The organism is Arhodomonas sp. SL1 (genome assembly GCF_052060015.1).
In the GTDB taxonomy this organism is placed as follows: Bacteria; Pseudomonadota; Gammaproteobacteria; order Nitrococcales; family Nitrococcaceae; genus Arhodomonas.
The window spans coordinates 54,116-72,377 of record NZ_JBPODZ010000012.1; the positions used below are offsets into that span (position 1 = coordinate 54,116).

The following is an 18,262-nucleotide window of genomic DNA, read 5'->3' on the forward strand; positions in this document are numbered from 1 at the left end:
GTGCTACCCCAAAGCATCACCGTAGGTGGCCAGGCCATCCCGCTGCGGCGGCGTGCCCAGCGCCGGCGCACCATCGCGCTGCATCTGCTGCCCGGCCCGGTGTTGGAGCTGCGCCTGCCCCGGGGCTGCCCGGAGGCGGTGGCCCGGCGTTTCCTGGAAAGCCGCCGGGAGTGGGTGGCGCGGACCCTGCCGAGCCTGCCCACGCCGCGGCCCCTCGCCGCCGGTGCACTGCACCCGTATCTGGGCGAGGAGTACGTGCTGCGCCCGGTTCGGGCGCGCCGCTACGGTGCCAAGCTCAGTGGCGGGAGCCTCTGGTTGTCGGTGCCGGAGCTGGACGAGGGGCGGCTCCGGGAGGGCCTGCATCGCTTCTACCGCCGGCGTGCCGAGGTGGTGTTCGCCGGGCGGCTGCGCTGGTGGCGCGCGCACCTCGCCGACTGGGGCTTCGGTGAACCACGGCTGCGCCTGCGGCGCATGCGTCGACGCTGGGGGAGCTGCTCCAGCCACGGCGAGATCACCCTGAATATCCGCCTGGTCGAGCGCGCCACCGAGCTCATCGATCTGGTGGTGGTCCACGAGCTTTGCCATCTCGTCGAGCTCAATCACTCCCCGCGCTTCTATCGCCTGATGGACCGGGCCTTGCCGGACTGGCGCGCCCGCGCCGAGGCCTTGGACGAGGGCTGTCTGGGGATGCCGCCTACCGTCTCCCGTGACCGCGATCGGCGGATCGCCCCCGCGTAAAAGGATAGGAAAATCCAACCGCCTCCTTCGGGATATTGCCGCCCGAGTGGCGGCGGAGGCGCAACTGGCGCCACGGCCTGCCCTGGTTGCGGTAACCCGTCGATCCGACGTCCTTGCGTAAGAATCCCGCAACCGGCCTGTAAAGGTGGTTTCACAGCTCCCTCCTACCGTAGGGGGCTGCAGCCAGCAAGCCGGCGGTGCGAATGCCGCCGATCCGCAGCCGGAAACGGGAGACCTTGATCATGTAGGGATATCATTCGCTGTTCCGCCCCCTCGCCACGGGTACCCTGGCGCTCGCTCTCGCCGGTATCGCCGGCAATGCGGCCGCGCAGGACGAGCGCTTCCGTGACGACGACGGCGACCTGGTCGCCGACCCGCCCCGCGACGAATCCGAGTGGGTCAATCCGGATACCCTGGTGTTCGCCTGCACCCCGGTGGAGGACCCCTCCGTCTACCGCGACGTCTGGGCCGGATTCCTCGACCACATGGAGCAGGTGACCGGCAAGGAAGTGCGCTTCTTCCCGGTGCAGTCCAACTCCGCCCAGCTCGAGGCGATGCGCGCCGGGCGTCTGCATGTCTCCGGCTTCAACACCGGTTCCGTTCCGGTGGCCGTCAACTGCACGGGTTTCACCCCCTTCGCCATGATGGCGGGCAACGACGGCAGCTACGGCTACGAGATGGAGATCATCACCTACCCAAACAGCGGCATCGACGAAGTCGAGGATATCCGCGGCGCCGAGCTGACCTTCACCTCGCAGACCTCCAACTCCGGTTTCAAGGCGCCGTCCGCGATCCTCAAAGGGGAGTTCGGAATGGTCGCCGGTGAAGACTTCGACACCGGTTTCTCGGGTCGTCACGAGAACTCCATCCTCGGCGTTGCCAATCGGGACTACGAGGCGGCCTCAGTGGCTAACTCGGTGAAGGGCCGGATGATCGCCTGTGGCGCTGTCGATGGGGAAGACATCCAGCTCGTCTATCAGTCCCAGACTTTCCCCACCACGGCGTACGGTTACGTTCACAATCTCCACCCGGACGTCGCCGAGGACGTACGCGAGGCCTTCTTCAGCTTCGATTGGGAGGGCACGGCGCTTGCCGAGGAGTTCAACAAGAACGGTGAGGAGCAGTTCATCGAGATCACCTACGAGGATGAGTGGGCGGTGATCCGCACCATCGACGAGGCCAACGGCGTGAGCTACGACTGCCGCAGCCGCTGACCCGTTAGCACCGGCCCCTGCCCGCGCGAGGGGCGGGGGCGGGCGAGGAGCCTTCGATGCTCGAGATCCAGAATCTGACCAAGCGTTACCGCACCGGTGATCTCGCTCTCGACGATGTCAGCATCGAGGTACCTTCGGGGCAGGTGATGGGTCTGATCGGTCCCTCCGGGGCGGGAAAGTCGACGCTCATCCGCTGTGTGAACCGGCTGGTGGAGCCGAGCCGCGGCAATATCCGTCTCGCGGGTATCGAGCTTACCCGGCTTGGGCGCACGGAGCTGCGTCGGGCCCGCCGCCGGTTGGGGATGATCTTCCAGGAATACGCCCTGGTGGAACGGCTCACGGTCATGGAGAACGTGCTCAGTGGCCAGCTGGGCTACGTGGGTTTCTGGCGTAGTTACTTCCGCCGTTTCCCGCCGGAGACGATACGCCGTGCTTATCAGGTTCTGGAGCGGGTCGGGCTCATGGGGCAGGCGGACAAGCGCGCCGATGCGCTCTCCGGCGGCCAACGCGTGGGCATCGCCCGGGCGCTGCTCCAGGAGCCGGATCTTCTGCTGGTGGACGAGCCTACCGCCAGTCTCGATCCCAGGACCGCGCGCCAGATCATGCGTCTGCTGCGGGAGGTCTGTGCCGAGCGAGGGCTGGCGGCGGTGGTCAACATCCACGACGTCCACCTCGCCCGACGGTTCATGCAGCGCATCGTCGGTCTGCGGGCGGGGCGGGTGGTCTTCGACGGGGATCCGCAGCGCCTCGACCCGGCGGCCCTCACGGACATCTACGGGGAGGAGGACTGGGGATCCGCGACGGAAGCGGAGGAGGGCGAGGGGGCGCACCCGCGCGGGGGACTGGCTCGTGCGCGTCGCAATGTTCGCGGGGCTCGTCGTCACGCTCTTCTGCTGGCAGCTCATGACCCGGGATACCCTGTGGGTGTTCGTCGCCGATGCCCCCGCCCAGGTCGCAGACATCGGCTCGCGCATGTTCCCGCCGACCTGGGGCTACATGAATGAGCTCTGGGGACCGCTGTGGGACACCATCAACATCGCGAGCCTCGGTACCCTCAGAGGTGGACCCTGGGGGCTGTACAGGGATCGAAGCCTGCTAAGTGGGATCTTCTGGCGTAGAGTTCTCGAGAGAGAAGGAGCGGAAGATGGCCCGGAGAAAGCGACGTAATCATTCCTCGGCGTTCAACGCGAAGGTGGCGCTGGCGGCGTTGAAGGGCGAGCGCACGGTGGCGGAGTTAGCCGAGCAGTTCGATGTTCACCCCAATCAGATTCAGGACTGGAAGCGACGTCTGACGGAAGGCGCCGAGGACGTGTTCGGTGGCAACGCGGCCGCCGCGCAGCATAACGAGAAGGAGGTAGAGAAGCTCCACGCCAAGATCGGGCATTGGCGATGGAGAACGATTTTTTATCCAAAGTGCTCGGGCGCGACCGATGAGCGAGCGTCGCGCCGGGGTAGCCATCGAGCACCCATTGCCGAAGACGCGCCGCTGCGAGCTACTCGGGGCTCGCCCGCTCGAGTGCTTACTACCGCCCCGCGCCGGACTCGGAGCGGGATCTGGCCTTGATGCTACTCATCAATGAGATCCACCTGCGCTGGCCGTTCTATGGTAGCCGTCGCCTGCGTGACGAGCGTCGGGCACAGGGCTACCCGATCAACCGCAAGCATGTCCAGCGGTTGATGCGTCAGATGGGCTTGAGAGCGCTGTACCCGCGGCGTCGAACGAGCCAGCCGGGCAAGGGTCACAACATTTACCCCTACCTGCTGCGGGGGCTGTCCATCGAGCGGGCGAACCAGTGCTGGTGCACCGATATCTGCTATATCCCCATGGCCAAGGGGTTCATGTACCTGGTGGCGATCATGGACTGGCATTCCCGTCGGGTGCTGTCGTGGTGCGTGTCCAATACGCTGGACACGGACTTCTGTAGCGAGGCCCTGGAAGAGGCCTTGAAGCGCTTTGGAGCGCCGAAGATCTTCAATACCGACCAAGGGGCGCAGTTCGCCTCCGAGGCCTTCACCAGTGTGCTCAAGGCTCACGGAGTCGCGATCAGCATGGACGGCAAGGGCCGCTGGGTGGACAACGTGTTCGTCGAGCGGTTGTGGCGCAGCGTCAAGTACGAGGACGTCTACCTGCGCGCCTACGAGACGCCGGCGGCCCTACGCGCCGGACTTGGCCACTACTTCGAGTTCTACAACACCCGGCGCCGTCACACGGCGCTGGACCGACACACCCCGGATGCGGTGTACTTCGAGCAGGCTTCGTCGGAGATGGCAGCCTGAAACACGAGGCGGATTCCACCTCTTCGTACCAAAGGGGTGTCCAAGGAATAAAGGGGGCTCACCAGTGTCCAGGATTCGGGGTCCATTTCTCTCATCGCCATCGCCCTGGCCGTGCCGGTCGCCTTCCTGGCCGCGCGCAACACCACGCCGAGCCCCTTGCTGCGGCCCCTGGCGCTGCTCATCATCGTGTCGTCGCGTTCCATCGACTCACTGATCTGGGCGCTGCTACTAGTCGTGTTCCTGGGACCAGGGCTGCTCGCCGGCATCCTTGCCATCGCCCTGCGCTCCATCGGATTCATCGCCAAGCTGCTCTACGAGGCCATCGAGGAGATCGACCCGCGCCAGGTGGAGGCCATCGAGGCCACCGGCGCGAGCCGCTGGCAGGTGATGGCCTGGGGCATCGTGCCTCAAATCATGCCCGCCTTCGCCGGCATCGGCGTTTTTCGCTGGGACATCAACATCCGGGAGTCCACGGTGCTTGGCCTGGTGGGGGCAGGTGGCATCGGCCTCGAGCTCAACGCCTCGCTGAACGTGCTCGCCTGGTCCAACGTCAGCGTGATCTTCATCGCCATCCTCGGGACGGTGGTGGCCAGCGAATGGGTGTCGGCAAAGGTCCGGCACGCCATTATCTGATCGTGGGCGGGCCGAGAAGCGGGGTCATCCTGGCCGGCGCAGCCCGTGCCGGGCGCATCCTATCCCACAGGCATTTGCACGAACGGCGCTACCCTTCGAGAAAACCGGGGATGTCCTCGCGCTGGACCACATGGCAGTAGATCATATTGATGGTGGTCAGCTCGTTGCGATGCAACTCTTCGGTTGCGGCAGCACAGCAGTCCTCGACAACGACCACTTCGAAGCTCTCGTCGGCGAGGCTGCGTACGGTGGAGCTCACGCACTGGTCCGTGAAGATGCCCGCGGCGATGACATACCGTACGCCCATATTGTGCAGAATCAGGCGCAAATTGGTGCCGGTAAGTGCGCTGTCCGTAGTTTTGGTGAGAACAATATCGTCCTGGGCCGGCGTTAGCTCGGGTACGATCTGGCTGTCCTCACGATCCTTGGGCAGCAGTAGATAGTTGAAGCCGGGCTTTTTCTGGCTGAGTGAGCGGTCGCGCCCGTCCGGCTTGAGACAGGCGATACGCGCAAAAATCACCTCCACGCCGCGCTCACGGCACTCCGTGATGAGGCGCTTGGTGTTTGGGATTACCGTCTCGTTCATTCGCGCCCGAAAGGGAGCCCAGCGTGCTGCCTCCTTTGGATCCTCGCCGACCTCCATGTACGTGTTCTGGATATCGATGACGAGGAGCGCAGTCTGGGCCGGCGGCAGAACGATGTCTGCCGGTTCCTCGGCTGTCTCATAGTAAAAAGAGCGGAAGGCCGTCTTCCAGTTGCTCACGCCTTCCGACCCTCTACCGCGTCGAGTGTCCGGGCAATTGCGTCGCGTGCCACCTCCAGATCCCCGGCATCGCCGGACATGAATATCCGACCCGACGCTCCCATCATCTGGACATCATTGATGACGACGTTCGGGGCCGCGCGTTCGGCCTCATTGGCCGCCACGCATGCGAACAAAGCAGGCATCATCTCGTAGACCAACAGCGAATTCCCCGGCAGCAGCATCGAGGCGTCGCGGCTGCGGTTGAGGATGATCGCGTGCTGATCCGAGATATCGTGGACAATGTCATGGAACATCGTAACGGGCGCTAGCTGGTCCGCAGGCTTGGTACCGATACCATCGAGCACCGCCTGACCGGCTGAATCAAGGTCGCGTTTGCTCGCCGAGTGAAGCTCCATCAGCCCGAACTGCCGTTCGGTGAACAAAATGCCCGGTTCCATCTGCGGCGCAGCCTTTAGCGCGAGGTCACAGATGCGATGGATGGACAATGCCGGCGCGACCTCAACGATCAGGCTGTGCTCGCCCTCGAACGGCGGATAGCCGCGGGCTCGCATTGGCGTGCTGAGATACGCCGCGAATTGCGGTTGCAGGTCGTGGATTGGTAGGTAGACGCGCAACTCCGTCATGCGGTTTCTCCTCAGCAGCCAGCCCTGGCCTTATTTTGCGGCCTCGAAATACTTGCCAAGATCTTGATGCGGGCGGGGGATGACGTGGACGGACACCAGTTCGCCGACTTGGTTCGCCGTCTCCGCTCCCGCCTCTGCCGCGGCCTTTACGGCCCCGACGTCGCCGCGGATGACGACGGAGACGAGGCCGTCGCCGACCTCCTCGCGTGCCGAGATCGTTACATTTGCCGCCTTCACCATGGCATCGGCCGCCGCCAGCGCCGCCACATACCCTTTGGTCTCGATCATTCCGATTGCGCTCGACATGGGATTTCCTCCGTTCTTTGGTTCGGCCCGCCGGCCGGACTTCCTGCTCTGTGCCTGTGACCCACCGGCGGATTTGCGGGATGAGGGTGTCCTGGACACGCTAGCCATGGGCCTGTCCTCCCTCTATTCGTCGATGGATCCGATAATGAGGGCATCGACCGGGGCCTTTATTCTGGTGAAATATCCAGCCGCCACCGACCCCGTGGTAATGAGCACGCTTTCGCCGACGCCGCAGCCGAGCACGTCGAGCGCGATGAGCGCACCGCCATTATCCAACTCGACCGTCAGCAGCGCGCCGTTGGGCACAGTCTCAATTCGCTTGGTCGCCCAGACCTGGCCCGTAACGCGTCCCCGGATCATGTTGACTTCCTCTCCACGTGTATACCCTTGCGCCGTATCTCGTCCTGCGCCAGCGGCGTGAAGCGCACCCGCTTGCCGGCGCGGATGCGTGCATTCTTGGACAGGCCACCGATCTGGCGCTCGGAAACGAGGCCACGGTCGAACTCCAGTGTCTCGGCGGGCGCGCTACCGACGGGTTGCTCAACCGCCGGGGCGGGGCGCGTGCCGGCAGCACCGCCCTGCAAGCGGAATACCCAGCGCCCGGCTTTGATTTCCTGTACGGAACGGCCGTCCTGGGCAAGCTCCAGCATGCGGAGTGCGAAACGGTTGAGGTCAGCGTCCGAGGCTATGGCCACTCTCTCTTCGCGAACCTGTGGCTTAGGCGCAGTGTCGGCGTGGGCACCTGCATCGCCGCCGCCGACCATACCGCGTAGCTCCTCGGCGAGGATCTCCTGGATCAGGCTGCGAATCTCGCTACTGTTCATGCCAAAGCGCTCCCTTCGCTCACCCTGCCCCGAGGGCGCGCAGGGCGTCCTCAGCGGCGTCCTTGGCGTTGCGGATCTCAGCCTCGTCTCCCGAGAGATAGAGGCGGCCGTTAGCACCGATCATGCGGTAATCGACGACCTTTATATTCGCCTGTTTCTCGGCCTCGTTGGAGGCGATGATGGCGTAGGAGGCCGGCTGGCATTCGAGGAGATACAATGACTCGCCGCCGAGTATCATCGAGCCCAGCTTGTTGCGGTTTATGAGGAAGGCGTGCTGATGGTCGATCCGCGTAACGATCTTGGACGCCAAGATTTGTGGTGAGGTCGCCTCATCGGGCTGGGCGCCGAGCGCCTCCAGCACGGATTCCGCGCTCGCCTTTACCTCGGCAGTCGACTCTGCGTGGATCTCGAGATAACCGAATTGGCGCTCCACCACAAGAACGCCGGCGCGCACTGCGGCGCCCTTGAGTGCGATATCCGTCAGCGCCTCAATGTCCAGGCCGGGTGCGATCTCGATGATCTGCGCGGCCATATTCCGCCGTGGTAGCGACCCGCGCATCCAGGTAGCGATGTAGCACAGCGTCTGCGGCTGTAGCTGGTCGATAAAGATGAAGGAGCGCAGCTCGGCCATCAAAGGCCTCCCTTGAGCGTATTTCGGATTTCCTCGGCGATTATGCGCCGCAGCTCCTCCCTGGTCCGCTTGTCCAGCGGGCCATCATCTCGACCGTGGTCGCGGGGGGGCGCGGTTCGGGCTGACCTCGGTTGAGACGTCTCGCGGCCGGCACCCGGGACTCCGTCGGATGGCGAGCGCGGCAGCGGCCCGTCAAAGCCAGGGTCTACCCCTTGGTAGTCACCGAAGCGCACGGACTCGTCGCTGTTGTAGGCAACTCGCGTCCAGTGAATGAGGTGCTGCGGTCCGATGTTCTCGCCGATCGAGCTGCGGCCGAAGTAGCCCGTGCCGATGGTGAATGCCGGTGCAAGGTGGGTTTGGAGGCCGGCGGCGCCCTGGCTGCACGGGGCGTTGACGACGACACGATAGGTCTCCACCACGCGCGCATAGTCGAGGACGACCTGCGGGTCCGTTGCGTGGACTGCCGCGGAATGGCCCGCCCCCATCAGACGCAACATGGCGCGCGCCTGCGACATGGCCTGAGTGCGGTTCTTCGCCACGTGATAGCCGAGCACGGGGCACAGCTTTTCCCGGGACATACGCTCCTCGATACCCACATGATTGAAAGGCGCCACAAGCACCCGGGTCTTGGGCGGTACCCTGATCCCGCATTCCTGGGCGATCCAGATGGCGTCACGCCCAATGGCGGCGACGTTGAATCCGCGGTCGTGGAACAGGAACCGTCGCAGGCGCTCGACTTCATCCTCATCGCACAAATATGCGCCCGCTTGCTTCAAGGACTGTCGCAGCTTCTTGTCGACCTCCGGTAGAGTGATCACCGCGCTGTCAGAGGTGCACAGCACAGAGTTGTCGAAGCTCTTGGAATCGACGATGTGCTTGGCCGCTTCGGGAATATCCGCGGTGTCATCCACATACACCGGTGCGTTGCCCGGCCCAACGCCGATTGCCGGGTTTGACGAGGAATACGCGGCGCGCACCATCGCTGTCCCGCCAGTCGCCAGAATTACGGAAGTTTTCGGCGAGGCCATGAACTCCTCGATGAGTGGAATCGAGGGTTGTTCGATAACCTGAACACACCCGTCCGGCGCGCCCGCGGCATAGGCGGCTTCCGCTAGCGTCTTGACAGCATCGATGCAACAGGCGCGGGCACCGGGGTGTGGGCTGATGACGACAGCGTTGCGGGTCATCAGCGCCATCAGAACCTTGAAGTTCACGGTAGCAATCGGATTAGTTGAGGGCGTGAGCGCCATCACCACGCCGGCCGGCCGAGGGACGCGGACCATCTTGCGTGCTTCATCGACCACGGGGTTGACGAAATCCTCCTGTCGGTAATGATCGACGAAGGGGATGGCCGTTAGCTCGTTCTTGAGTTTCTTGTGCTCAACGACGCCGAAGCCCGTCTCCTCTACGGCCCATTCCGCGTAGTGCCCGGCCCGCTCGTGTGCGGCACGCGCGACGGCATCGACGATGTGCTGTGTACGCTCGCGGTCGAGGCGCTGGAAGACGCTCGCCGCCCAGCGCGCGCGCTCGAGGGTTAGATCGGCCTGGCTTTGCAGCGCTGCTTTGCTTTCAGAGATGTCCACCAGGGTGCGGATTTCCGGTTCCATCACAACACCCTCCGACGGCCGCCGCCCATCACCTCGTCGCGCGCCAACCCAACGCCGATTTCGACGCGGCGCAGCACTTCCTCGCAATCGGATTGGCTCAGCAGCAAGCCAGGCTTGAATTGGAGCACCCGGGGGTCAAGCGTCGAGAAGATTGCCCACACGCCGTTATGATAAAGATGCTTCATCACCGGCTTGGCGCCCTGTTCGTCGTTGAACTCGAGTCCCATCACCAGTCCGTGCTGGCGGATGCCGATGAAGAAGTCGGGGTACTCGGCCATGATTTGCTCTAGGCCGGCGCGCATAAAGTCCGCGATCAGGTTGACGGTGTGGCGCACCTCGGGCCGCTGGACCATCTCCAGTACCTTCATCGCCACTACGCAGCCCAACTCGGCGCCGCCGCCGGTCGAAATGTGGCCGAATCCATCGTCGTGTAGCCAGCCTGAGCAATGCTCAGAAATCAGGGTGCATCCGAGGGGATAGAGGCCGCCACCGATGCCCTTGGCCGTAACCATTATGTCGGGCTCGACGTCATAGCGTGTGCAGCCCCACATCTCGCCCGTGCGCATCAGGCCCGTCTGCACCTCGTCTGCGATGTAGAGGGCGCCGTAGCGCTCACACAACTTCTTGACGGCGGGAAGATAGCCCTCCTCGGGCATTGGGAAGCCGTAGGTCGCCGGGATCGTCTCCATGATCACCGCGGCCACGTCGCGCCCCTTCAGGGCATCCTCCATCGCATTCAGGTCATTGAAGGGGACCTGAACGAACTCGCCCTCGGTGTCCTCCGACAAGAACATCTTGGAGAAACGCTCGTCGCCCGTCTTCACCGCCAGGCCGGTGTGGCCGTGGTAGGCCTTGATAATGGATACAATCTTGCGCTTCTTGGTGGCGTAGCGGGCCGTCTTGAGCGCAATGTCGATGGCCTCGCCGCCACCCGAGCCGTAGGCGGTGTATTTCATGGCCGGGGAGGGCGCGCAGGCGGCCAGCGCCTCGGCCAGAGCCGTTCGCGCCAACGCCGGGAAGTGGTGGTTGCCCATGTCAAAGCGGGCGCTTGCCGCCTTGAGTACTTCCACGAGCTCGGGATTACGGTGCCCTAGATTGTACGTCCCGCCATTCAGGTGGAGATCGATCAGGCGGCGGCCGTCCATGTCGTAGAGATAATACCCCTCGCGACGGTCGATCACGAGATCGACGCCCATGTCCTGCCAATCCTGGGTCTTTCCGGGATTCCAGAACTCTTTTGAGCGTTCCAGGAATTCGAGCTTTGCTTCGCTCACGGCCTCGTCCTCTAGCTATGCTCGTGACCCTAGCCGTCGGTTGGGCGCGGCGCTTGACAGCGCCGCGTCCCGAATTGACACCCGCTCAGCCGAGCCGAGAGAGATATGCCTCGCCCAGCTCTGCGGAGACCCGCGCGAAGTCTGGGGCCAGCTCCTGCGCCTCCGGCACGTCGATGTGCGAGGCAATCCACGCCAGCAGCGCCATTCGCCTCATCATGATGAAGCTGTCGATTTCGCGCTCTTCGTCGTCGGACAGCGGGCGTACCTTTCGGTAGCCGTTCACCCAGGCCTCCCGTATTTCAGGGATCTTGGGATGGTCCTCGATGAAGCTGATGCCGGCAGCAAAGTCGTAGAGGAACCAGCCGAAGCCACAGTCGTCGAAGTCGATGAGCCACGTCGTACCGTTGTCGATGAGGAGATTGGCCAGCCGCATGTCGGCATGGATCAGGCCGTATCGCTGCTCCGACTGCCCGAAGCTCCGCAACCGCCGGGTCACCGTGCGCTCGACCCGCTCCAGTACGTCGCGCATGGGGGCGTCGAGATTCGGGCCGCGGCGCCAGTTCCCCCAGGTTGCCCCGCTGCCATAGACAGCGTCGAGATCCCAGACCAGGCGTTTGAAGGGTTGGGGACGCGGCCAGCGTATGGCGTGCTCGTGTAGCCGCGCCGCCATCTCCCCGAGCTCCTCGAAGGGCCCGACGAGATCGCGGTTCTCATCGGGCTGCTCGCCCGGTACATACTCAAACATGACCATGTGCCGGGGATTGGGTAACTCCTCCGAGGTGGCGGACTGTACCGCCTTGCCGTTGGCGCCGGGTATAGCGGCCGGGGTATTAACGTAGCCCTCGTCCCGTAGGGCCTGGCTCCAGGCGAGCTCGCACTCGATCGCCCGCTCGCTGTGATAGTCCTCACGGTGGATGCGTAGCACCGACTTGCTCCCGTCCGGCGACTCCACCAGATAGGTGGCATTCTCGGATACGTTCAGCAGTCGGGCCGACGCGCCCGTCGGCAGATCCCAGAGCCGTAACGACTGATTGGCGAGCGCGTGTAGCCGGTCCAGCAGAACCCCGTGTGGAATATCGCTTTCTGCCATTCCTGCCTCCGATTCGGGTAGCAGTCAGATTTCCTCGAGCGCCTCGAGGGATTCCGGGAGGATCTGGCCCCCGTCCACTACGACCTGCTGGCCGGTGATGTAGCCGGCCTCGTCGGAGGCGAAGAATAGGGCGGCGTTCCCGATGTCTTCGACTGCGCCGAGTCGCTTCAGCGGGATCGAGGCGGCCATGGTGTCGAGATAATCTTGCCCGAGATCCTCCAACCCCTCGGTGTAGATGTTGCCCGGCATGACCGCGTTGATGGTGGTGTTGTAGCGCGATAGCTCCATCGCCGCCGTCTTTAGAAAGCCGAGCTGGCCAGCCTTGGAGGCGCCGTAATGGGTCCAACCGGGAAAACCTGTGACCGGCCCGGTGATGGAGGAGGTGAGCACCACCCGACCCTTACCCGTCTTCTCGAATTGCGGAATGCAGGCCTTCACACACAGAAAGGCGCTGCGCAGGTTCGTGGAGATAACGTTGTCCCACTCGGATGGGTCCATATCGACCATCTTGGTCTGTGGGTACATGCCCGCATTGGCACACAGGATATCGAGGCCACCGAAAGTCTCCACGGTTTTGGCCACCATATTCTGCACCGAGTCCCAGTCCGAGACGTCGCATTTCACCCAGTCGGCGGTAAGACCCTCTGACTTGAGGGCATTGACGGTCTCCTTAGCGGCCTCTTCACCGCGTGCGGCGATCATCACCTTCGCCCCTTGACGGGCGAAGACGGTGGCGATGCCACGGCCGATGCCTTTTGACCCGCCGGTTACGATGACGCTGCGGTTCTTGATGGATGTCAGCATTGCTCTCCTCCCTTGGTGTCTTGGACGCGTCCGAATCTTATTCTTCGTCGATCGGCTCTGCCGGTCGCTTGAAGGCTCGGGTGAACCATATGGTGAGTAGGGCGACCACCAGCACGACGACGGATGCAAAGACCGACATCATGCCGAGGGTCGGCACCAGTGGTGAGTAGCCGGAAACCATCTTCGCGTACAGCCACTCTGGCAGCGTTTGATCCACGCCCGTGGTGAACAGTGAGAGTGGAAAGTTCCCCCAGCTCAGCAAAAAGGCGAACAGCCCGCCCGTGATCACCCCAGGCAGGAGCAGCGGGAAGCTGATCTCGCGCAGGATCGTCCACGTGGACGCCCCCATGTCGCGGGCCGCTTCCTCCAGGGAACCGTCAAATGAGTAGGCGCGGATCGCGATAATCAGCGTCACAATTGGCGATATCCATACCAAGTGCGCCACAATTGCCGTTTTCCAGGTTGGGCTGATGCCGACAGTGTTGAACCATAGCAACAGCGCCAGGCCAAGCACCGTCTGCGGAAAGAAGATCGGCAGGAGGATGAATTTCTGGAATACGTTGCGATAGCGCCAGTGGTAGCGCGCGAATGCAAGTGCTCCGAAAAAGCCGACGACCACGGAAATGGCAGTTACGATGACCGCGATGATGAGCGAGGTGGTGACTAGCTGCCATACCGTCGCGCTCTCTAATGCCTCTCCGTACCACTTGAACGAATAGCGTCGGATCGGGAAGGTCAGGTAGCGCGACTCGGAAATCGAAGCGAAGCCAACCGACAATAGTGGCAAGTAGAGGAACACGATCGCTACCAGGCCATAGAGGAAAAGCGCGATCCGTACGGTGCGCGACGCTCCCATCAGCCCTTCCTCCCCATGATTCTGTCGAGATCCACGCGCGAGAGGCCGAAGATCGCGAGCGCCGCGACGACGGCGATCAATACCATGGCAAGCGCCGAGCCAAGCGGCCAGTTCTGGCCATAGGTGAAGGCGCTTTCGATATCGTCCGCGACGACGATCACTTCCTGTCCGCCGAGCAGCTTGGATTCCGCCAGCGCCCCAGCCGCGAGCACGAAGCTTAAAAGTGAGCCTACAAGGATCCCTGGGGCGGCCAGGGGCAGATCGATCTCCCAGAGCACGCGCCAGCGCGAGGCGCCAAGGTCCATTGCCGCCTGACGCGCGTCATCGGGCACCATGGCGATGCCCTGGACCAGCGGGAAAAGCATGAAGGGGAAGTAGACGTACACGAGGCCGAAGACAATTATCGGCACATTGTAGAGGGCGCCCGCAAGCTCCATATCGAACCAGGCGCCGAGATAGCCGTCGATCAAGCCACCCTTCATCAGGGTAAGCACCCAACCGAAGAGACGGATGTTCTCGGAGACGAACAAAGTGATGACAACAGCGATGACCAACACAAGCGAGAACCGGCCAAACACCTTGGCCATACCGAACGCCAATGGCCAGCACACCACGAACAGCACCACCGTCGAGACCGCCGCCAGACCAAGCGACCAGGCTAGTGAGGTCCAGTATCCCTCCTCGACGAACTGGGCGTAGGCCGAAAAGTCGGGGATATGCCATAAATCGAACACGTTAGGCGGCATCACCGAGAACGCCGCCACCACGCCGAGCGGCGCCAGGAAGGCCGCGGCCAATACGATGCCGATCGGCAGGGCGCTGAGGGCGCCGAGTTTGCGGTTAAGACTCTCCATCAGTCTTCCCGGATCAAATGGGTGTGGCCTACATCCCAGCCAAGCAGGACTTCGTCGCCGATATTGCCGCTGTAGCGGTCCTCGCGCAGCTTCTCGACCGTCAGGTGAGAGCCGTCAGCGGCCTCGATGTCGTATTGCAGGCGCGAGCCGAGCGCGTACTCATCGCGCAGGATGCCGCGGACGACGAAGTCGTTCGTCTCGCTCGGCTTGAGGAAGCGAACGAACTCAGGACGCACCATAAGCGTGCCGTGTTCGCCCTGGGCCAGCGTGAGGCCGGCTTCGTCGGCCTGTCCATTCATATGGATCTCGACACCATGGCCGTGCAGGCCGCCCTGCGCCGTGCCCTCCAGACGGAACAGATTGACCTCGCCCATGAACTCGGCGACGAAGCGGCTGACCGGCCTTCCGTAGATTCCGTCGGAATCGGCGATCTGCTCTAGACGGCCTTGGCGCATGATGGCGATTCGGTCCGACATCACCATCGCCTCTTCCAGGCTGTGGGTGATGTATACAAACGTCTTTCCCGTACGGGCGTGGAGGTCCTTGAGTTCCTTCTCGAGTGTCTTGCGCAGCCGATAGTCCAGCGCCGACAACGGCTCGTCGAAGAACAGGATTTCGGGATCGAAGGCCAGCGCCCGGGCCAGCGCTACCCGTTGCTTTTCGCCACCGGAGCACTCGGCGATGTGTTTGTCATAGTACGATTCGGGTAGGCGTAGAAGCTCCAGCAGCTCCTTGGCGCGTCGCGCACGATCGGCCGCTGGCACGCCGCGGATCTTGAGCGGGAACTCGATGTTCTGGCCCACGCTGCGGTGGGGAAACAGCGCCAGTGACTGAAATACCATGCAGGTTGGGCGTTGGTTCGCGGGGACCCGGTCGATGCGTCGTTCGTCCAGCCAAATCTCGCCTTCGCTGGGGCTTTCCATGCCGACGAGCAGCCGGATCAGCGTCGTTTTACCGCTGCCAGATGGCCCAACAATGGTCAGGAACTCGCCGTCGGCGATGTCCAGATCAATCCCGTGTAGGGCGGTGAAGTCGCCGAAGCGTTTTACAACGTTTTTGAGACGGAGAACCGGGTCAGCGCCCATAGGTCCGGTGTACCTCTTGAGAAAGGGGGCGTCCCGACGCAAGCGCGCCCGCGCCGGGACGACCAACTACAGGAGAAAAGGGTTAAGAGCGCTTGGCGCCGCTGTAGACCTTGTTGAGCTCGTTGTAGGACGGCACGACCTGGTAGTCGAGCGACCGGCTCATTTCCTCCTCCAGCGAGTCGTACTGAATGGCGTCCAGCTCGCGTTCGCTGAACTTCGCCATCACAGCGTCGCTGCCCATCTGGGCGATGGGGTTGTAGGTGCCTTCCGAGAATGCCACCGCCTTGCAGATCTCCGGCTTCTGGACGAACTCCAGGAACTCCGGTGCCAACTTTGATGGATCCGGATTGTTGACTGCGGAGGTGAGCTCGACCCAGACCACTCCGCCTTTGCCATCGACGGGGCCGGAGTTCGGCGTGATGGCTCGGATGTTGGTTGCGCCGTCGAGACGCGCTGGCGAGGCGGTGTAAGTACCGCCAGTGAAGTATGCGTCGATCTCGCCGTTGATCAGTGCGAGGTTCATCTGCACCAGATCGCCGCCGAGCATCTTCGCGCCGCCGAAGATGCGCTCCGCCGTCTCCTTGAAGCTCTCCATGTCAGCGCCCTCGACGGGTGCAAACGGATTCAGCCCGGCGGTCAGGCACATGTGGATGATGTTCCAGTTCTGGTAGGTCAGGACGCCGTAGCGGCCCTCCATGGACGGATCCAGGAACAAGTTCCAACCTTCGCTCTCGGCGGTCTCCCGGCTGATCTTGTCCGTGTTGACGACAAAGGAGAACGGACCGTAGCGCTGCGGCATACCGATTAGCGCGCCGTCGTCCGCGAAGGCCAGCGGATAGGGGGGATCGGAAAACTCCGGCAGCATGTCGTCGAAGTACGGCATGAACCGGTCCTTGTCGAGCGGGCGGATCAGGTCTTCGGGATAGAGTTGGTCACGCGCCCAGGGCTGGTTGACGTTGATGAGGTCCCATACCTTGACCTCGCCAGCTCGCAGCTTGTTGATCATGTCCGGGTCCGAAGTGCCACTCTGCGCGCGGACTCTGGCATCCGGATGTGCCTGTCGGAAGGGGCCGAGGACGTCGTCGGAGTTATATCCCTCCCAGCACAGAATGTTGAGCTCATCGTTGCGCGCGGCACGCGCGATACGGCTCATCGGGCCCATAGCGGCAAGGCCTGCACCCGCAGCCACCCCAAGCGAAAACTGTCTTCTCGTCAGTCGCATAGCATCTCTCCTCCTGTGCTAGCCACGTAGTGGCTGATACCGCACTTTTCATACTTATACGGCTTTAAGGCTAGGGACTTCGTTGCGAAGTGTGCTTGACATGAGGCAGTCAAAGTTTAACAGCATCCGTGCACAAGGCTGGGGGAGGGGTTTGCTTCCTCACCCTCTGCGGTGCAGACTGCCGTTGGGGAGGTTGGGAGCCTCGCAGATACGCAGAGCGGCGAGGCTCAAGAGCAACGATCGGGAAGTGTCGTCATGGTACGTACCGCTACCGCACAGCAAGGATCGGCTGCGGCGCCGGCCACTGTGCTCGCCTCAGCGGCAACCGGCGTCATCGATCTCATCGAGCGTAATCGCGGAGATCCCGATAGCATCCTCGGCAATGCGAGGGTGCGGTCAGTGGACCTCTCGAGCCCGTATAACGAACTGATTTTGGCGCAGTTCTGTAATCTGTTCGAGGAGGCCGCCCGGCAAACGGGCAACGACAACTTCGGTCTTCACTTCGGTAAGTCATTCCGCCCGCAGCACCTCGGGGCGATTGGCTATGCGGCGATCAGCTCGCCGACACTGTATACGGCGCTGCGCAACATGGAGGTCTATTTCCCGGCCCACCAAGGTCAGTCGAGCTTCGGGCTGATCCCGGATGGGGACATGCTGTGGCTCAGCTACCGCATATTCGACCCGCACATCGAACAGCGCCGCCAGGACGCGGAGCTTTCCATCGGTATGTTTCTCAATATCTTCCGGCATGCCCTGGGCCAAGACTGGACGCCGCTAGAGATCCGTTTCGAGCACCAGGCGCCGGACGGCGCCTCCGAGCACGAGAAGGTTTTTGGGGCGCCGGTGCGCTTCGGTCGCCGGACCAACGCCTTTGCCTTCCGGCGCTGCGAGCTCAACACCCGCATGCCGACCCAGGATCCCTATCTCTTCTCGGTGATTGAGCCCTTCCTCAAGTCGCGCTTCGATCTGAGCCGCAACCCCGAGGACTTTGCCAGTAAGGTTCGTAATCAGATCAAGCTGCACCTGGGCGACGTCGCACCGACGATCTCGGAGATGGCGGAGATCTTCGGAATGTCAGACCACTCCTTCCATCGCGAGCTACGTGAACATGGACTCACTTTTCAGGAGCTAGTCACTGCCGCACGGAAGGAGTTGGCGCTCCACTATGTGAATGACCCCACCATTCCCCTGACCGAGGTGGCCCACAGCCTAGGGTACTCCGAACTATCGGCGTTCTCGCGCGCTTTCCGCGGCTGGACGGGTCTGAGCCCGCAGCGGTATCGGCGATCCCGCTAGGTTGGCAGGCCATCCGCGGAATCCCGTGTGGGTGACTTCGACGCCCGCTTCATTTCGGAGGTAGGCAAATCAGGTCGGTTTCACTTAAGAGGGTGTTTACAAAAAATGGTAGACTGACGCCATAGCTACTCGGGGGAAAGCGTTATGGCAGGACGGGGGCGC

Annotated in this window: 19 protein-coding genes and 1 pseudogene; 6 read left to right on the top strand and 14 right to left on the bottom strand. The window is 63.0% G+C overall.

Features of this window, described 5'->3' with window-relative positions; all coding sequences use genetic code 11:
* The 5 genes and pseudogenes from ACQ754_RS14300 to phnE all read left to right on the top strand — a co-directional run bounded on the left by ACQ754_RS14300 (nucleotide 1) and on the right by phnE (nucleotide 4,862).
* The gene (locus tag ACQ754_RS14300; protein WP_440997713.1) at nucleotides 1–738 is read left to right on the top strand and encodes a M48 family metallopeptidase; all 738 of its coding nucleotides are present in this window, start codon (nucleotides 1–3) and stop codon (nucleotides 736–738) included.
* Nucleotides 739–1,046: 308 nt separating this feature from the next.
* Nucleotides 1,047–1,952 carry a phosphate/phosphite/phosphonate ABC transporter substrate-binding protein gene (gene phnD, locus ACQ754_RS14305; RefSeq protein ID WP_440997732.1) on the top strand — a complete coding sequence of 302 codons (906 nt, stop codon included), beginning with the start codon at nucleotides 1,047–1,049 and terminating at the stop codon, nucleotides 1,950–1,952.
* A gap of 56 nt (nucleotides 1,953–2,008) precedes the next feature.
* Complete coding sequence (gene phnC / locus ACQ754_RS14310; protein ID WP_440997714.1) at nucleotides 2,009–2,956, top strand: phosphonate ABC transporter ATP-binding protein; 948 nt, start codon at nucleotides 2,009–2,011, stop codon at nucleotides 2,954–2,956.
* A 140-nt stretch (nucleotides 2,957–3,096) separates the two neighbouring features.
* Nucleotides 3,097–4,229, top strand: a pseudogene (locus tag ACQ754_RS14315) (IS3 family transposase).
* A gap of 99 nt (nucleotides 4,230–4,328) precedes the next feature.
* A complete protein-coding gene (gene phnE, locus ACQ754_RS14320) occupies nucleotides 4,329–4,862 on the top strand; it encodes a phosphonate ABC transporter, permease protein PhnE (RefSeq protein ID WP_440997733.1) in 534 nt (177 codons plus the stop codon).
* A gap of 88 nt (nucleotides 4,863–4,950) precedes the next feature.
* Here the strand turns inward: phnE and ACQ754_RS14325 are convergent, their stop codons facing one another.
* From ACQ754_RS14325 to ACQ754_RS14390, 14 genes are all read right to left on the bottom strand, one after another.
* Nucleotides 4,951–5,625, bottom strand: a complete 675-nt coding sequence (locus tag ACQ754_RS14325; RefSeq protein ID WP_440997715.1) for a cysteine hydrolase family protein — start codon at nucleotides 5,623–5,625, stop codon at nucleotides 4,951–4,953.
* Nucleotides 5,622–6,251: a hypothetical protein gene (locus ACQ754_RS14330; protein ID WP_440997716.1), complete on the bottom strand. Its 630-nt coding sequence runs from the start codon at nucleotides 6,249–6,251 to the stop codon at nucleotides 5,622–5,624. Before ACQ754_RS14330 ends, ACQ754_RS14325 begins: the two co-directional genes overlap by 4 nt.
* Nucleotides 6,252–6,281: 30 nt before the next feature.
* The gene (locus tag ACQ754_RS14335; protein ID WP_440997717.1) at nucleotides 6,282–6,557 is read right to left on the bottom strand and encodes a BMC domain-containing protein; all 276 of its coding nucleotides are present in this window, start codon (nucleotides 6,555–6,557) and stop codon (nucleotides 6,282–6,284) included.
* A 123-nt stretch (nucleotides 6,558–6,680) separates the two neighbouring features.
* Nucleotides 6,681–6,917 (bottom strand): EutN/CcmL family microcompartment protein, encoded by a 237-nt coding sequence (locus tag ACQ754_RS14340; protein ID WP_440997718.1) that lies wholly within the window; start codon nucleotides 6,915–6,917, stop codon nucleotides 6,681–6,683.
* Nucleotides 6,914–7,381 (bottom strand): hypothetical protein, encoded by a 468-nt coding sequence (locus tag ACQ754_RS14345; RefSeq protein WP_440997719.1) that lies wholly within the window; start codon nucleotides 7,379–7,381, stop codon nucleotides 6,914–6,916. The genes ACQ754_RS14340 and ACQ754_RS14345 overlap by 4 nt, the downstream gene beginning before the upstream one ends.
* 19 nt (nucleotides 7,382–7,400) lie before the next feature.
* The gene (locus tag ACQ754_RS14350; protein ID WP_440997720.1) at nucleotides 7,401–8,012 is read right to left on the bottom strand and encodes a BMC domain-containing protein; all 612 of its coding nucleotides are present in this window, start codon (nucleotides 8,010–8,012) and stop codon (nucleotides 7,401–7,403) included.
* The gene (locus ACQ754_RS14355) at nucleotides 8,012–9,619 is read right to left on the bottom strand and encodes an aldehyde dehydrogenase family protein (RefSeq protein WP_440997721.1); all 1,608 of its coding nucleotides are present in this window, start codon (nucleotides 9,617–9,619) and stop codon (nucleotides 8,012–8,014) included. Before ACQ754_RS14355 ends, ACQ754_RS14350 begins: the two co-directional genes overlap by 1 nt.
* Complete coding sequence (locus tag ACQ754_RS14360) at nucleotides 9,619–10,893, bottom strand: class-III pyridoxal-phosphate-dependent aminotransferase (RefSeq protein ID WP_440997722.1); 1,275 nt, start codon at nucleotides 10,891–10,893, stop codon at nucleotides 9,619–9,621. The genes ACQ754_RS14355 and ACQ754_RS14360 overlap by 1 nt, the downstream gene beginning before the upstream one ends.
* A gap of 85 nt (nucleotides 10,894–10,978) precedes the next feature.
* The gene (locus ACQ754_RS14365) at nucleotides 10,979–11,983 is read right to left on the bottom strand and encodes a phosphotransferase enzyme family protein (RefSeq protein ID WP_440997723.1); all 1,005 of its coding nucleotides are present in this window, start codon (nucleotides 11,981–11,983) and stop codon (nucleotides 10,979–10,981) included.
* A 24-nt stretch (nucleotides 11,984–12,007) separates the two neighbouring features.
* Nucleotides 12,008–12,787, bottom strand: coding sequence for a 3-oxoacyl-ACP reductase FabG (gene fabG, locus ACQ754_RS14370; RefSeq protein WP_440997724.1), 780 nt, complete (start codon nucleotides 12,785–12,787; stop codon nucleotides 12,008–12,010).
* Between the two features lie 37 nt (nucleotides 12,788–12,824).
* Nucleotides 12,825–13,643 carry an ABC transporter permease gene (locus ACQ754_RS14375; protein WP_440997725.1) on the bottom strand — a complete coding sequence of 273 codons (819 nt, stop codon included), beginning with the start codon at nucleotides 13,641–13,643 and terminating at the stop codon, nucleotides 12,825–12,827.
* Nucleotides 13,643–14,497, bottom strand: a complete 855-nt coding sequence (locus ACQ754_RS14380) for an ABC transporter permease (protein WP_440997726.1) — start codon at nucleotides 14,495–14,497, stop codon at nucleotides 13,643–13,645. Before ACQ754_RS14380 ends, ACQ754_RS14375 begins: the two co-directional genes overlap by 1 nt.
* Nucleotides 14,497–15,582: an ABC transporter ATP-binding protein gene (locus ACQ754_RS14385; RefSeq protein WP_440997727.1), complete on the bottom strand. Its 1,086-nt coding sequence runs from the start codon at nucleotides 15,580–15,582 to the stop codon at nucleotides 14,497–14,499. The genes ACQ754_RS14380 and ACQ754_RS14385 overlap by 1 nt, the downstream gene beginning before the upstream one ends.
* Before the next feature lie 82 nt (nucleotides 15,583–15,664).
* Entirely contained in the window at nucleotides 15,665–16,804 is a 1,140-nt protein-coding gene (locus tag ACQ754_RS14390) for an ABC transporter substrate-binding protein (RefSeq protein ID WP_440997728.1), read from the bottom strand.
* Between the two features lie 255 nt (nucleotides 16,805–17,059).
* On the opposite strand from ACQ754_RS14390, the gene qhpR reads away from it, so the two are divergent.
* Nucleotides 17,060–18,100, top strand: coding sequence for an AraC-like transcriptional regulator QhpR (gene qhpR, locus ACQ754_RS14395; RefSeq protein WP_440997729.1), 1,041 nt, complete (start codon nucleotides 17,060–17,062; stop codon nucleotides 18,098–18,100).
* Nucleotides 18,101–18,262 lie beyond the last annotated feature (162 nt).